This is a genomic window from Streptomyces sp. V4I8 (assembly GCF_041261225.1).
GTDB lineage: Bacteria > Actinomycetota > Actinomycetes > Streptomycetales > Streptomycetaceae > Streptomyces.
The window spans coordinates 115529-129872 of sequence record NZ_JBGCCN010000003.1; the positions used below are offsets into that span (position 1 = coordinate 115529).

The following is a 14344-nucleotide window of genomic DNA, read 5'->3' on the forward strand; positions in this document are numbered from 1 at the left end:
AGGAGGAAGAAAGTGCAGGAGAAGGAAAGCATCCAGCCCGGACTGGAGCTGGAAATGCAGGAGCTGGAAGCCATGGACGCCCCCGATTTCGATTGGTGGGGCCTCGCCGGCGCCCTCGAAGGCTACGGCATTGGCGCCGCGGCAACCTCGGGGATCATCATCGGCGGCATTCTGGCCACCTGATCCCGGCTGCCCAAAGGGCATGACGGATCTGACGACATGGCCATGAGCAGTGTTAGCAAGGAAACATGACAGGAGGTGTCATCAATGCAGGAGAACGAGAAGACCCAGCCGGTACTGGAGCTGGACATGGAGGAGCTGGAGACCATGGAAGCCCCCGATTTCTGGGGTCCCTTCTTCGGCGGAGTCGGCTCTGCCATTGGCGTCGGCGGGCTCGTGCTCAGTTCGGGCATCCTCACCTGATGAGTGACGGGGCCTGATACCGGGGGTCTGTGGTGGCGGGCGGCATCCGCCACCACAGACCCCCGGCCACACGAAGAAATTAACACCTGGCGGTGGATAGGAAGGGGTTATGAACAACACGGACCAATTGAGCATCGCCTTGGCCACGGCCATCGAGTCCACTGTGACTGCACGGAGTTGCCGTGAGTGAAACTCCCGTAATCGAGTTCCGTGGCGTCAGCAAGCGGTTCGGTCCGGTTGCGGCCGTGGAGGACCTCACCTTCACGGTCCGGCCTGGACGAGTGGTGGGCCTGCTCGGCCGCAACGGCGCCGGCAAGTCCACCTCGCTGCGCATGCTCCTGGGGCTGGCCTGTCCCACGGCGGGAAAGGCGACCGTATTCGGCCATGCCTACGACGATTTGCCGAACGCCGCTCGCCGAATCGGTATCAGCATGGACTCAATCGGCCCCATCCCGGGAACCACCGGCCGCCGCGACCTCCTGGTATGGGCCAGAACGCTAGGCCTGCCCTCGGCCCGCGTGGACGACGTGCTTGACCTGGTCGGGCTCGCCGACGGTGCAGACCGCAAGGTGAGGAGCTACTCGACCGGCATGAAGCAGCGGCTGGCCCTGGCTACGGCCCTGCTCGCCGACCCCGAGGTACTGGTACTCGACGAGCCGGTCAACGGCCTCGACCCGGACGGCATCCGCTGGCTGCGTGAACTGCTCCGCTCCCTCGCCGCCGAGGGACGTACCGTCCTGCTCTCCAGTCACTTGCTGGCCGAGGTCGAGCAGACCGTAGACGATGTGGTGATCCTGCAACGCACCCTGCGCTACGCGGGAGAGCTCAGCGCCTTGACCTCAAACGGCGTGGAGCGTCTGGAAGATCGCTTCTTCGAGTTGGCGAAGCCACGCGGCCAGGGGCGACGAGGAGCCGCCCAGCACGGAACAGACCGACGCCGCGGCCGTCACCGACGACCCTGAGGAACAAACATGCGTGAATGGTTGCTGGGTGAGTGGACCAAGGCATGGTCAGGCCGTACCTGGGCCGTGCTCGTCTCGATCGCCGTCTTCATGTCCCTGCTCTCGGGACTCAGTTATGCAGCTCAGGGCGACAAGATGGTCAGCGCAGGCAAGACCGACGTCGCGGCCGTTACCAACGATGTGGTCCGTGCCTCGATGACGACCTTCCTGTTCGCCTCGCTCTTCGGCGCACTGCTGGTGACCCGGGAGTACTCTTCGGGCTCCATCAGCCGCTCCGTGCTCCTCATCGGTGGCAGGGACCGTCTGTTCCTCGCGAAGCTCGTGGTCGCTGCCGCTGTGGGTGCTCTGTTCGGGCTGTTCGCCGTCCTCCTGGCGACGGTGTCGAGCTGGGTGATGCTCGCCGGCTACGGCTACAGCTCCGAGTGGACCTCGGAGACCTGGCTGATCGCCCTCGGTGTGTTCGCCTGCAATGTACTGGCCGCCCCGTGGGGCGTCTTCGTCGGCTGGATCGTCCGCCATCAGATCGGTGCCGTGGGTGCTCTGATGGCACTGACCCTGCTGGTGGACCCCGCTTTGAAACGGCTGGTGCCCGACGAGGCGAAGTATCTGCTGACGGTCGCCATGAGCTCGGTCTACCGGGACGGGGCCGCCGATCTGCTCTCACCGCAGACTGCCCTCCTGGTCATCGCAGGCTGGCTGGCCGCGGCCGGGTACGCGGCACACAAGCTGCTCCACTCCCGCGACATCACGTAAGGCGGCCCGCATGTCCTCGACGACCGCGCCCACCGAGATCGCCTCGGAGCGCTTGGCCCGGCCCAGGCTCGCCGCCGACGTATCGGTGCATGAGCCTGCCAAGGGCAAGGCTCCCTGGGTCATCCAACGAGGCCGGCAGGCATACTTCCGTGTCCAGCCCGACCTCGCCAGGCTGGCACTCGCCTTGAACGGAACACGTGACCACGCCCAGCTAGTGGAAATCCTCGGACCGCCGTGGACGACGGAGGCAGTCGGCACGGCCGTCGGCAAACTCGCCGCGGGCCAATTGCTCGACAACGGCGAGCAGGCCAGGCGTGGCGGCCGGCATCGCCGGGACCGCCGTGACCAGCGGATCAAGTTCGTGCCACCGCTGACCGTGCAGTTCACCGTGCTTAGGCCCGAGCGTGTGCTGCGCCGGGTCTCACCGTTCGTCGGCTTCCTCATGAGCCGTGCCGGGACATACGCGCTCGGCGTTCTCGCGCTGTGCGGACTGCTGGCGCTCGCCGGTCAGGCACAGCGGGTGAGCACGGCCCTGGGGCAGGCGCAGCCGCTATCCACTTATGCGGCCGTCGTCGGCGGAGTTCTCCTCACCACCGCGATCCACGAGTTCGGCCACGGTGCCGTCCTCAGCCACCAAGGGGGCAGGCCCGGCCGAATGGGCGTGATGCTGTTCTACCTTTCGCCCGCAGCCTTCTGTGACGTCTCCGACGGCTGGCGGCTGCCCCACAAGCAGCAGCGTGTCGCCGTGGCTCTGGCAGGGATCGCAACGCAGGTGGTCATCGCCGGCGGGGCGGCAGTGGTTTCGCTCCTCACCGAAGGACCTATTCGGGACGGTCTGATCGTTTACGCCATCGCCACCTACGTGTTAGGGCTGCTCAACCTGATTCCGTTCATCAAGCTGGACGGCTACCTCGCGTTGATGAGCCACCTCGACATCCCGAACCTGCGTGACCACGCCCTCCACGACGCACGCCGCTACACGGCCCAGCTCATGTTCGGCGGCCGCACCCGCCGCCGTTACGACCGGAAACTGCCGAAGCTGCGCTGGGCGGTACCCTTCGGTCTCGCCTGCATGATCTTCCCCCTCTACATTGTCGCCATGGTCATGCAGATGTGGGCGGACCGGCTGCAGCAGCTCGGGGCCTTCGGTGCAGCGTTTGTGCTGTGCGGCATCGGCTACCTCGTCTATCGCCTGGGCCGCGGCCTAGCGGGCGCCATCCACGAGGCCCGGCGCAGAGGAGCTCGCATCCAGCGGATCGGCGCAGTGGTAGCGCTGGCCCTCGCTGTGGCGGCAGCGGCGCTGACCCTCATCAAGGTGCCGTGCACCATCACCGGTGGCTACCTCGCACGGGACGACGGGCACCTCGAGCTTCTCCTTAGCCCCTCAGCCGACCGTTCGCTGATCCGTAAGAACAGCACCGTGCGTCTGTACCGGGCTGGTATAGCCACCCGAGCCCTGACCGGACAGGCTGTCATCGCCAGCCTCCGCCCCACCGACACGACCGCGCCCCTTTCGGCGTTCGTGCCCGTACGGACCGACGCACTGTCCTCATCAGCTGTGAGCTATCCGCTGAAGACACGCAAGCTTGCCAAGGACCGGGTGGGCGCCGCTGAAGTGGACGCCGGAACCCGGCCACTCGGCGAGTGGTTGTACGTCAAGTACGTGGCTCCGGCTTGGCGGTGGTAGCGGAGCAAGTGCAGCGGCATTGTCAGGCGCTCTTCTCCAAGACCTTTGCAGGGGCGGGCTTGGATCGGCCTGGACAGCGGGGATCCAGTCCTTGAGTTGGGTCTGCTGCACGATCGGGTGACATCCTGACCTGGCTTGCTGAGAGGCGGCCTGGAAGGATGTTGTAGTGCCCAAGCCGTATCCGAAGGAGTTCCGCGAGGACGTCGTGCGGGTCGCGAGGAACCGCGGCCCGGACGTGACACTGGAGCAGGTGGTCGCCGACTTCGGTGTCCACGCGGTGACGCTGTCGAAGTGGATGCGTCGTGCGGACATCGACGACGGGGTGACGCCCGGAACGACCACGCAGAAGAACGCGGAACTACGGGCCGCGCGCCAGAGGATCAAGCTGCTGGAGCAGGAGGCTTATTCACGGGGTCACCAGCCGTTCTTGTAGAAGGCGAGGGCGGTGACGGTCTTGGCGACGAGGGGGAACCGGGTGAGAGGGCCGCGATAGCGAGTGGCGAGGACCTTCCAGTCCTTCAGATGTGCGATCGCTCGTTCGACGGCGGCGCGGAGCTTGCTGATGCTCTGGTTGAACACTTTGTCTTTGACGGGGCGTTCCTGACCGGGTGGCTTGCGGCGGGCGGTGAGCATGCCGGAGCCGACATAGCCCAGATCCCCCATGCTCTCCCGGTCGGCGAAGGCTTTGGGAAAGTGGGACTGGCGCCAGGCGTACATGTCGTGCCGACTGCCGGGTACCGGCGCGGAGACGGCGAGCAGGTCCCTGCTGAGAGTGGCGGCGACCTGCAGGTTGAAGCCTGTGTCACGATGCTTGCCGGAGAACATCGTGGTGCCCTCGCTCGCCCAGTCCCACGTGGTGACCAGGGTCCCGTCGGCCAGGACGATCCTGCCGTGTGAGGCGTCGGCGGGGTCGGGCACATGCTCGGCCAGGGCCGTCTCCACCACCGGGAGCAGCGTGGTCCACCGGCGCGAGACGGTGGCCTGGGAGATGTGGAACAGTTCCGCCGCCGCTTGCTGGACGGGGTTCTGCCGCAGCAGGAACAACACCAGGACCACGGACTTGTACAGGCCCAGCGCCCACATCGGTCCCGGCACCACGGGCGGATCGGGGTCCTCCACCAGCATCGTGTGGACCCGGACCACCAAGGCCTCCAGTTGATCCGCTTCCAGCCCTGTCGTAACGTTCCAGCTCAACGGCCCTGCCCCGGTGGAAAACTGACGTCGTCGCAAACGCCAGGCTACCGAGCAGGGCCGTCTTGCTGATCAAGAAACCAAGCCCGTGAATAACCCTCCAGGAGAACGAGGTCCTGCGCCGGGCCGCTGCTTACCTGTCGCAGGCGAATCTGCCGGGAAAAGGATCTACCCGCTCGTGAAGGAGCTGGCCGTGGACGGGGTTCCGGTCACGGTCACGTGCCGGGTCCTGAAGCTCGCCAGACAGCCCTACTACCGCTGGCTCGACCGGCCGGTGACCGATGCTGTGCTGGAGGAGGGCCTTCCACCCGAAGGGTGGACACCTGTTTGTTTGTTATGCGGCGAGTGTCAGGGTAGCTGACATCTGTTCGTAGGCGACGGGGCTGAGCTGTCCGTTCGCCGAGTGGCGGCGCCAGGTGTTGTACCGCGTCAGCCAGCGGAAGACGGTACGCCGGCAGGCGCCGGCCCCGTCGAAGCGCCGTGCTCCCTTGAGGATCTCCCGTTTCAGAGACGCGTGGAAGGACTCGCAGGCGGCGTTGTCCGCACTCGTCCCGACGGCACCCATGGACTGGGTGACTCCCAACTCCCGGCAGAGGCCGGCGAATTCACGGGATCCGTACTGCGCCCCGTGATCGCTGTGGAAGATGGCGCCGTCGAGGCTGCCACGGGTGGCGGCGGCCATCTTCAGCGCGTCGGCAACGAGGTCGGTGCGCATGTGATCGGCGATCGACCAGCCCGCCACCCGGCGTGAGAAGCAGTCCAGGACCGTAGCGAGATAGAGGTGCTCGCCGTCTCCGACGGGGAGATACGTTATGTCGCCCATGTACTTCAGGTTCGGCGCGGCAGCGGTGAAGTCCCTCTTGAACAGGTCCGGCACCGGCGTCTGCGACGGCTCGGGGATGGTGGTGCGTATGCGCTTGCGCAGGTGGAAGCCGGTGATGCGGAACTTGCGCATGACGCGGGCGACCCTCTTCTCGTTGATGTGCATGCCGTGGGTGTCGCGGAGCTCGGCGGTGATGCGTGGGGCGCCGTAGGCGCCGTCCGAGTCCGTGTGCACGGCCCGGATCCTGTCGGCCAGGACCTGGTCATCCCGCTCGCGCTGGGCACGGGCCTCACGCGAAGAGCGCCACTTGTAGTAGCTGGAGCGGACGACGTCCAGCACGTGGCAGAGCCGCTTGACCTCGAAGGTCTCGCGATGGTCCTCGAAGGTACTGGAAGCGGCTCGTCACCAGCTCATCTCGGAGGCGAAAAACTTCGTGGCCTTGCGCAGGATGTCGCGCTCCTGGGCGAGCGTCGCATTCTCCTTGCGCACCGTCTTCAGCTCCGTGCGCAGGGCCGCTAACTCGGCCTCCAGCTCTTCCTTCGTGGCCTTGCTCACCGGGGTGTCCTTCATGTTCTTCGTGGTGCTGCCGCCGCGGGCGCGGTCGGCGCGGATCCAGTTCCGCAGCGTCTCCGGGTTGATCCCCAGATCGCGGGCGGCCTGCACGATCGTGAGGTCGGGGTCCGAGTGGTACAGCGCGACGGCGTCGGCCTTGAACTCGGGCGAATAAACCTTCATCACCATAAGTGGTCCCTCCTGCCAGCCCCTCACCGGGGCCGATCGAAGGTGTCCACCACTCAGGGGGAGGGTCCTGCCACCTGTCCGCGACCTGTACCGCGCCGGGCAGGGCACGGCGGATGGCCTCGGCGTAGGTGGCTGAGCCGTCGCGGCACACGACCTCGACACCCGAATGCTCGCGCAGCCACGCTTCCAGCGTGTCGGCCGTGCGGTCAGGCAGCACGTCGATCCGCTCATGGGTCTCGGCGTCGATCACCACGGTGGCATAGCGGTGCCGCCGCCGAAGTGCGAAATCGTCGACGCCGATCACACGGGGCACCCGCCCGGTCGGCAACGGGATGCGCAGCAGGGTGCGCAGGGCCGTGTGACGGGACAGGCCCACCGCGAGTATCGCCAGCAGACGTGATCCCGCCCGGCCCGCTAACTCTTTGACCACGGCCTTGACCTGCCTGGTCAGACGAGCGGTGCGTCGCTGGTATCGCTCCAGCACCGCGTTGCACGCAGGTAATCCTCAGAGTCCTTCATCGGCTGCCAGCTGCCGTCCGTGCCTAGACGGTAACCATCAAAACGGTCATAGTCCTGAAGCGGGGACCCCGGCGTCACCGCGTGCCAGGAACCGTCCTTGGCCCGGCCGTAGACCTGCGATTCCTCAGGCCCCGGACCACGATCATGCTGAGTCTGCTGGCCCTGCTAAGCCTTGTCCGCCACCTTCCCGGGAGTACCCGTACCACCGTTACCCGTGCCAGCATCCGCCTCAGCCACCCCCGTAATTCCGCCGACCCCCGTACTGCCGCCCGCAGTGCTGGTAGTAGTGGTGCTCTGAGGAAATCCCGCCGTCAAAGACAAAGACTGGGCCAGCCCACCGAGGTGCGTCTCCTTGCCAATGTCCTGGATCTTCTCCCTCTGCTCGGCAGTGAGCAATCCGTCATCCCGGCGCTCCTCAAGTTCCTTCAGCGTCGACATACCCGCCGCCTGCAGAATCCTCATCACCCCAGCGGCCTGCTCCAACGTCTTGGGGTGTAAGGAGAGCTTGGCAGGGGAGAGGTCGTTGCGGTTGGCCAGAGCCCAGGTCGACCAGGCTGGTTTCGGGGTGCCCCCCCGGGCCGTCACGCAACTACGCGGAATCCCTCCCTCAGGAATGGACGCGCTGAGCGGGCAAGGGGAAATTTGTCAGGGCGATGAGTAGCTGGAGGGGGCGGTGCGACAAAGACTGACAACTCAATGCGGTGAGCGTTGCCCATGAACCCCGCTCATATCGTTGCGCTTCCTCAGAGCTCCGTAACGATCATGGTCGGATCTGTTCTCACCGGGTCGCGCCCCTGCCCTCGTTTGAAAGGACCCGGTCATGGTCTCCTCCCGCCGGAGGAAGGGTGTATCCCGGATCTGGAAGTCAGTCGGCATTCTCATCCCCCTGGCCCTGCTGACAGCCGTGCTGATAGCACCCCTCAACGCGGTGCCGTCGGCCCGGGGGGACGACGGCGTGGGGAACATACTCGATCAGAAGTACGGACTGTTCGTCCATCATGTGCCCGGGCGGACGGTGGACTCTACTGGTGCGGTCGTCGATGATGCCGACGATCTGGCGGACGGTTTCAACGCGGGACGGTTCGCCGACGATTTGGCGTCGGCCAGAGTGCAGTACGTCATCTTCACCGCCTGGCACTCCAAGATGGTCACCCTCTGGCCGAGCCAGAAAATGCTGGACTGGGATCTTCCCGACCACCGCGTCAACCGTGACCTGATCGGCGACATGATCACCGCGGTGAAAGCCAAGGGAATCCAAGTTTACCTCTACACCCACCCGCGTGACGGCATGGAGTTCTCCGACGCGGACCGACAGAAGACCGGCTGGGGTACTCAGCCCCCACCGGAAGGGCAAGGCTGGAACCCGGGAGCAGACTTCGACCGCCCCCGATGGAATGCGTTCATCAACGACATCTACCGGGAGATGATGCAACGCTACGGCGAGAAGATCGACGGCCTGTTCCTCGATGAAGGCAGCCCCAGGGGCGACAGCCGCAAGGTGGTCGATTACCCGCAGCTGCGCAACACGATCAAGACGGTCAGCCCGCGGGCTGTCCTCATCCAGAACAACTACGGTGACCTGTACGGCCTGGACAAAGGCATGAAGGAGTACGGCGGCTGGAGGGAGTTCGCACAGCCCGACGGGAGTCTGTGGCCCGGTTACACCAAGCCCGTGGGGGCGATCTTCACCGAAACGTGGTGGGCACAGCGGCCGCACTCCACCGTCCGCTACTCCCCGGAAAGCATGTTCCGCTATACCGTGCTGCAGGCAGCCACCAACACCGACGGCGGCGGCGTCGCCTGGGGAAGTGGCCCCTACGCCGACGGCGGCTGGGAACCCGACGCCATGAAGACACTCCAGCAGATCGGCGCCTGGATCGACCCGATCAAGCAGTCCATCTTCGGCACCCGGCCCAGCACCTCCTACCCCACCGACGCCGGCACCCGCATCGCCGACCTGACCTGGGGCGTGGCCACCACATCGCCCGACGGCAACACCGAATACCTCCACGTCCTCAAACCACCGGCCGGGAACACCCTCACCCTTCCACTCCCCGCCGACGGCAAAATCTTCGCAGAAGCCTCACTCGTCAAAGACGGCACACCCGTGACACTCAGCCAGGACACCAACAAAGTGCGGCTCACCATCCCAGGGAACTGGGACACCAACGACACCGCCATCAAACTGACCGTCTCCAGCCAGTCCGGCCCCGTCGCCCTCTACCGCTGCTCCCACAGCAGCGGTGATCACATGGACACCATGGACCGCAGCTGCGAGGGCTACTCCAAAGACGGAATTCTGGGCTACCTCTCACCGGCCCAGGCCCCCGGAACGATCCCCCTCTACCGCTGCAACACCGCCACCGGCAGCGGCGGTTCCCTGCATCTGCAAACCACGGACCCCGGCTGCAAGGGCCACACCAAGGACGGACTCCTCGGCTACCTCTACACCACCCAGACCCCGGGAACAGTCCCGCTCTACCGCTGCCACAAACCAACCAGTACGGGACGGCTCCACATGGACACCACAAACCCCCACTGCGAGGACTACCCACACAAGGACGGCACCCTCGGCTACATCATCAACTAACCGCCACCCACCACTCCAACCGCCCACCGCTGCGCCGGGAGGAATCCATAGCGCTGCTGGCCGGCATCCCCATGGGCGCCGGATCGGCTAGGACCCAACAAGCGCTGCCCGTGATCCGCCCGGTCAACCACCTGGTCGACGGTGGCGGCGTCATCATCCGCATCCATGCCGAATCGGCACTGCTGCACAACACCGCCGTCACAGGGGTCATGGTCTTCGAGGCCGACCAGCTCGACCCCACAGACGGGTACTGGCTGGAGTGTCGGCGTACGACTGAGCTGGCCCTGGCAAGATTTCCGTGACGTCGGGGTGTGCCACCGTGCGCCAGTGACGCTCCGTCACGGATGGCGGCGTCTGAGGTGGGCCATGAGGATGACGCGGTGGCGGAGAAGCGGGATGCCTGCGCGGCCCGCCATGATCCTTTTCTGGAGTTTCAGATCCGTGATGCGGCCTTCGTTGACGCCGGAGTTGAACGGGGTGGTGATGCCCTGCACGACCGCGGGCTGGTCCTCGCGGATCGCCGTGGCCAGGCTGGCCAGGGCCGGAAGGCGCGAGGTTGTGAGTTTCTCAAGCCAGTCCGGCAGCGGAGTGGCGTCGCGGGCATCGAGCATGGCAGCGAACTCGCGGACCAGGTCATGGGTGCGGTCCAGCTCCGGGCAGGCGGCGCGGATTCGTTGCAGCCGCTCGGTGTCGTGCAGGCCGCGCCGGGCTGGTGCGGCGGTGATCCAGCGGGCAACTTCTCGTGGTGAGGGCGGCCGCTCGCGGGGTGTGTCGATCGGGGCGCCGTCGGCGATGGCCTGCCGGTAGACCAGTGAGCCGTCGCGGCGACCTGGACGCCGGGATGGTCGCGCAGCCACCGGGCCAACTGCTCGGCGTCCCGGCCCGCCCAGAGCGTGAGCGGGAGCCGGGTGTCGGCATCCACCAGCAGGGTGCCATAGACGTCGGCGTACAACGCGAAGTCGTCCACACCCAGCACCCGGGGCGTGGACGACTTCGGCAGCGGCATGCGCATCAGGTGGAACAGCACGCTGGTCCGCGACAGCGGCACGTTCAGGATCTGCAGCAATCGCGTGCCACCGCGGCCGGCGAGCAATATCGCGGCCATTTCCACCAGATGCTGCAGCAACGGCGTGCGGCGCTGGTAGCGCACCGTCAGTTCATCGAGCTGCTCGGCGAACGTCCGCCGCCCGCAGCGCGGGCTGTCACAAAACAACCGCCGCACCGACAGGCCGATCAACACCGGCCGGGCCACCGACCGCGAGATCAGCCAGCGTGCGGACGTAGCGGCTGTGCACCCGCGCCGAGCTTCTGCCGCAGTCCGGGCACGCAACCGGCAACTCGCGAGTGCGGGCGGAAACATGGACCACGCCGCTCTCCACCCACACCCGCTCCACCCGCACCGCATCCAGGTGCGGGGACACGATCCGTACGAGGTCATCACACTCGCTGACGGTGCCGCCATCCGTGACGGAGCGTCACCGGCGCACGGTGGCACACCCCAACGTCACGGAAATCTTGCCAGGGCCACGTCCACGTGTACGCCGACACCGGCGCCAACCGCCACCAAGTCGGCCACGCCCGCTGGAAGTTCCTCACCTGGTGCGCGGACAGCGACATCCCCGAAGTCCGCCGCCTCGCCGCCACCATCGACCGCTGGTGGACCGAGATCGCCGCGTTCATCGACACCGGGCACAGCAACGCCAAAAGCGAGGGCATCAACCGGGTGATCAAGCTCGTAGCCCGCAACGCGTTCGGCTTCCGCAATGCCGAGCACCAACGACTACGGACACGCTGCGTAACCACCCGCCGAGCCCGCGGATACCTCCGCACCGCTCAACTATGAAGACCCGAAGATCTTCACCCGCCTAAAGGATCTTGACGGTTTGTCTATATGACGACGCCACGATCCCGGGGAGTGATTAGTCGCTTCATCGGAGTGCGGGACACTCACCAGCCGGAGCGGGATCGCGCGACGAAAGCTCAGAACCCAAGAGCTCGTTGCTGTCCTGGGCTCGCGAACGGCTCGGGCGAGTCAGTCCTTGATGGCACCTCTTCGAGGTGGTGTCCGAACCGGTGACGTGGACGTGGCGGGACGCTCCCTCACTGCCCGCTTCCCGAACGACCTGACGAACAGGGCGAGTTCGGCTACCCGCGGCTGCTGATGGTCATCCTGGTCGAGACCGACGCCCGGGCTACTATCGGGCCGCGTTCGGGTCCGAGGCAGACGGCGAACTCGCCTGTACCGGGTGCGGTACGAGCAGATTGTGGCCGAGGACCGCGAGTTGGTCGCGACCGAAACGAAGATCCGGTTGGGCGTCCGCGGAACGCTGGAGCAGTACGCCGAGATTGTCGGGTCTCTCCGGGCACTCCCGAATTTGGCATGCCCGTTACCGAGCACAGGGCTTTCCACAAGTCCCGTGAGATTGACTGAAGTTCCTCATCCCGTGGTCGGCCAGGGTGAGGCAATGACTGTTCCCCCGCTAGCGGTAGCGCTGGAGGTGCGGGCGATACGAAGTACACACGGCTGGCGCCCCAGTAACATCCCTCCGGATTCTGCACGTGAGTAATGCTCCGACGCTGTACTCCTGCAACCGGTGGCGGATGGAGGAGTCCAGGCGGCGGGTGGGCCAGGCATTCACCGCGAATGCATCCGACCACCTCCTGGGAGACCAGTCGGCGCCGCGCCGCGGCTTGTTGGGCATGAATCTGTGGAGGAGGGCGAAGTACGTCTGGAGTACACGGCGATCAACCGAGCCCCAAATTCGCCGTACCGCAAGACCGGCAGTCTGCTGGGGTTCTTCGATCACGCCCCCCTGGTCGAGCGGACGATGCCCCAGGCGCTTGCTATGGCATGAGACGGCACCTCTGGCCTCGATCATTCACGTGCGCGCGCCGGCTTGAGGTGATCGGTCGAGGTTGAGGTTTCGTCCTGGTTCGTCCTTCGGGTGGTGGTGACGTTCCGGCCCGTGTGTCGTCACGGGTGGTCGTCGGTTTCCACGGGCCGAGGACGGGGCGGGTCTCCTCCTTCCGGAATCGGGGTCGGTGGGGTGGCAGTCAGCCGGGGGCGGGCAGGGCCTGGACGGCGCCCCAGGCGTCGACGATGTCGGTGGATGCGGGCCAGGCGGGGTCGAATTTCAGCTCGCGTCTTCGGGCGTGGTCGGCGAGTTTCGCGGGGACGTCCAGGAGTCGGGTGCGCAGAGTGGCGGGCTCGGCCCGGGCGAGTTTGCCTTCGGTGGCCAGGAGTTGGAACCAGCGGGCGAGGTCGGTGGCCAGGGCGAGGAGGGTGCACCAGGCTTGGTTGACCTTGAAGTAGCGGGAGGGCATCAGGTTGAGGGAGAGGGCCTTGCCGCGTCGGATGCCGGCCTCGACGTGGGTGTGGGAGCGGGCTCGGGCGTCGAGGAACTGCAGTTGCCCGCCGGTGGTGTTGGTGGCGATGGCCTGGTAGCGGTAGTCGGTCTTCTTCTCGTACGGCTTGAGCTCGCGCTCGTACTTGGGGTGGATGGGTTCGCGGCGAACGATCACCCGCATCCCTTCCGGCCAGCCGGTCAGGTCGAGCATGTCGGTGATCTCGACGAGGTCGGCGTCCTTGCGCGGCTGGCCCTTGTGGTCCAGGGCCGGCGTCCACGCGGTGGCCGGGACCTTGGCCAGGGCCTTCCAGAAGTCGTCGTCGCGGGTGTGGCCGACGGAGTACTCCCAGCGGTTGGCCGCGTTGCCGCCGCCGGAGGTGATCCAGGTGAGGAACTCCATCGTGGCTCCGGCGCCGTCGGTGCGGAACAGGACCCGGCGCCGACGGCGGGTGGGCAGCTGACGCAGGCCCTCGATACTCACCGAGATGTGGTCATCGGCGGTGTTGGATCCCGCCGATCCCGGCCGCAGCCGGTTGACCAGGAGTTCTTCGGTGTTGTCGCAGAACATCAACAGCGGGTGGTGGCCATATCCCTTGAAGTTGGGCTCGGCTCCCTCCTTGCCGGAATGCGCCGGGACGACTGAGGCGTCCAGGTCCAGCACCGTGACACCGGTCAGCTCCCGCCCGTTGACCTTGATCCAGGGAAAGCCGCCCGGGCGCAGGTCGAGCTGCTGGTGGACGTGGATACGGGTCCGGGCCCGTGCGGAGGCGATCTTCGTCAGCTGGACCGGTCCGATCGCCTCCAGGGTCCGCCACAGCGTGGACGCCGAGGCCGGGCTGCCCAGGACCAGCGAGGTCTGGCGCATCACATCGATCCCGGCCATCGACCGCGCGCCCAGCAGGACCGCGCAGGCCGCCGAGACCAGGACCGTTCCCCGATCATGGACGGGACGGAAGCCCCGCCGCACCAGGGCAGCCCCGAGCGCGTCGGTCAGCCCGACCTTGTCCGCCAGACGCCGCACCGGCACGATGCCCGCCTTGCCCACCAGCTTCTTCCCGCTTGCGGACAGCGACAGATCATCGGCCCACTCTGTACGCTTCGACACCGGAAGGGTGCCTCCCCTGCACGTGATCCAGTCCTAGAGAAGCTGAATCATCGCAGGTCGGAAGCACCCTTCCTTCATGATGTGACCGACTGTCACTGCGACACCGGGCGCCATGAATTCGTGAGGCTGGCGGGCAGCCGGCCGGGGCACGCGAACCCGATCGCGGGGGGGTGGGGGGTCCGGTTGCGTCCATGGAGATGGTG

14 protein-coding genes and 3 pseudogenes are annotated in these 14344 nt (G+C 66.3%); 11 read left to right on the forward strand and 6 right to left on the reverse strand.

The window, feature by feature from the left end; all coding sequences use genetic code 11:
- Positions 1–12 precede the first annotated feature (12 nt).
- From ABIE67_RS48850 to ABIE67_RS48875, 6 genes are all read left to right on the forward strand, one after another.
- Complete coding sequence (locus tag ABIE67_RS48850; RefSeq protein ID WP_370270927.1) at positions 13–183, forward strand: daptide-type RiPP; 171 nt, start codon at positions 13–15, stop codon at positions 181–183.
- An 84-nt stretch (positions 184–267) separates the two neighbouring features.
- A complete protein-coding gene (locus ABIE67_RS48855) occupies positions 268–423 on the forward strand; it encodes a daptide-type RiPP (protein WP_370270928.1) in 156 nt (51 codons plus the stop codon).
- A 182-nt stretch (positions 424–605) separates the two neighbouring features.
- Complete coding sequence (locus tag ABIE67_RS48860) at positions 606–1385, forward strand: ATP-binding cassette domain-containing protein (protein WP_370270929.1); 780 nt, start codon at positions 606–608, stop codon at positions 1383–1385.
- A 9-nt stretch (positions 1386–1394) separates the two neighbouring features.
- On the forward strand, positions 1395–2138 hold the full coding sequence (locus ABIE67_RS48865; RefSeq protein ID WP_370270930.1) for an ABC transporter permease: 744 nt from the start codon (positions 1395–1397) through the stop codon (positions 2136–2138).
- Positions 2139–2148: 10 nt separating this feature from the next.
- Positions 2149–3825, forward strand: coding sequence for a daptide biosynthesis intramembrane metalloprotease (gene mpaP, locus ABIE67_RS48870; RefSeq protein ID WP_370270931.1), 1677 nt, complete (start codon positions 2149–2151; stop codon positions 3823–3825).
- 166 nt (positions 3826–3991) lie between these two features.
- The gene (locus tag ABIE67_RS48875; protein WP_370270932.1) at positions 3992–4258 is read left to right on the forward strand and encodes a transposase; all 267 of its coding nucleotides are present in this window, start codon (positions 3992–3994) and stop codon (positions 4256–4258) included.
- Here the strand turns inward: ABIE67_RS48875 and ABIE67_RS48880 are convergent.
- Positions 4240–5019: a transposase family protein gene (locus tag ABIE67_RS48880; RefSeq protein ID WP_370270933.1), complete on the reverse strand. Its 780-nt coding sequence runs from the start codon at positions 5017–5019 to the stop codon at positions 4240–4242. The genes ABIE67_RS48875 and ABIE67_RS48880 overlap by 19 nt on opposite strands.
- 98 nt (positions 5020–5117) lie before the next feature.
- On the opposite strand from ABIE67_RS48880, the pseudogene ABIE67_RS48885 reads away from it, so the two are divergent.
- Positions 5118–5299 (forward strand): annotated as a pseudogene (locus tag ABIE67_RS48885) (IS3 family transposase); the annotation flags it as partial.
- 51 nt (positions 5300–5350) lie between these two features.
- Here ABIE67_RS48885 and ABIE67_RS48890 read toward each other — a convergent pair.
- The 3 genes and pseudogenes from ABIE67_RS48890 to ABIE67_RS48900 form a co-directional block, all read right to left on the reverse strand.
- Positions 5351–6580, reverse strand: a pseudogene (locus ABIE67_RS48890) (IS3 family transposase).
- A gap of 70 nt (positions 6581–6650) precedes the next feature.
- Positions 6651–7064: pseudogene (locus ABIE67_RS48895) on the reverse strand (transposase); the annotation flags it as partial.
- Positions 7065–7264: 200 nt separating this feature from the next.
- The gene (locus ABIE67_RS48900) at positions 7265–7582 is read right to left on the reverse strand and encodes a hypothetical protein (RefSeq protein ID WP_370270934.1); all 318 of its coding nucleotides are present in this window, start codon (positions 7580–7582) and stop codon (positions 7265–7267) included.
- A gap of 472 nt (positions 7583–8054) precedes the next feature.
- On the opposite strand from ABIE67_RS48900, the gene ABIE67_RS48905 reads away from it, so the two are divergent.
- On the forward strand, positions 8055–9689 hold the full coding sequence (locus ABIE67_RS48905) for an alpha-L-fucosidase (RefSeq protein WP_370270935.1): 1635 nt from the start codon (positions 8055–8057) through the stop codon (positions 9687–9689).
- A 47-nt stretch (positions 9690–9736) separates the two neighbouring features.
- A complete protein-coding gene (locus ABIE67_RS48910; RefSeq protein ID WP_370271001.1) occupies positions 9737–9991 on the forward strand; it encodes a pyridoxamine 5'-phosphate oxidase family protein in 255 nt (84 codons plus the stop codon).
- 36 nt (positions 9992–10027) lie between these two features.
- Here the strand turns inward: ABIE67_RS48910 and ABIE67_RS48915 are convergent, their stop codons facing one another.
- Positions 10028–10546: a transposase gene (locus ABIE67_RS48915; RefSeq protein WP_370252435.1), complete on the reverse strand. Its 519-nt coding sequence runs from the start codon at positions 10544–10546 to the stop codon at positions 10028–10030.
- Positions 10547–10672: 126 nt separating this feature from the next.
- Between ABIE67_RS48915 and ABIE67_RS48920 the strand changes: the two genes are divergently transcribed.
- Both ABIE67_RS48920 and ABIE67_RS48925 read left to right on the forward strand, forming a co-directional pair.
- A complete protein-coding gene (locus ABIE67_RS48920; RefSeq protein WP_370252430.1) occupies positions 10673–10834 on the forward strand; it encodes a hypothetical protein in 162 nt (53 codons plus the stop codon).
- A gap of 389 nt (positions 10835–11223) precedes the next feature.
- Positions 11224–11532, forward strand: coding sequence for a transposase (locus ABIE67_RS48925; protein ID WP_370270936.1), 309 nt, complete (start codon positions 11224–11226; stop codon positions 11530–11532).
- 1211 nt (positions 11533–12743) lie between these two features.
- On the opposite strand, the gene ABIE67_RS48930 is transcribed toward ABIE67_RS48925, so the two are convergent.
- Positions 12744–14141, reverse strand: a complete 1398-nt coding sequence (locus ABIE67_RS48930; RefSeq protein WP_370251787.1) for an IS1380 family transposase — start codon at positions 14139–14141, stop codon at positions 12744–12746.
- Positions 14142–14344: the final 203 nt, after the last annotated feature.

Excerpts from the sequence above, each read along its gene's own strand:
- mpaP (WP_370270931.1), top strand. The coding sequence starts at position 2,149 with ATGTCCTCGACGACCGCGCCCACCGAGATCGCCTCGGAGCGCTTGGCC.
- ABIE67_RS48855 (WP_370270928.1), top strand. The coding sequence starts at position 268 with ATGCAGGAGAACGAGAAGACCCAGCCGGTACTGGAGCTGGACATGGAG.
- ABIE67_RS48865 (WP_370270930.1), top strand. The coding sequence starts at position 1,395 with ATGCGTGAATGGTTGCTGGGTGAGTGGACCAAGGCATGGTCAGGCCGT.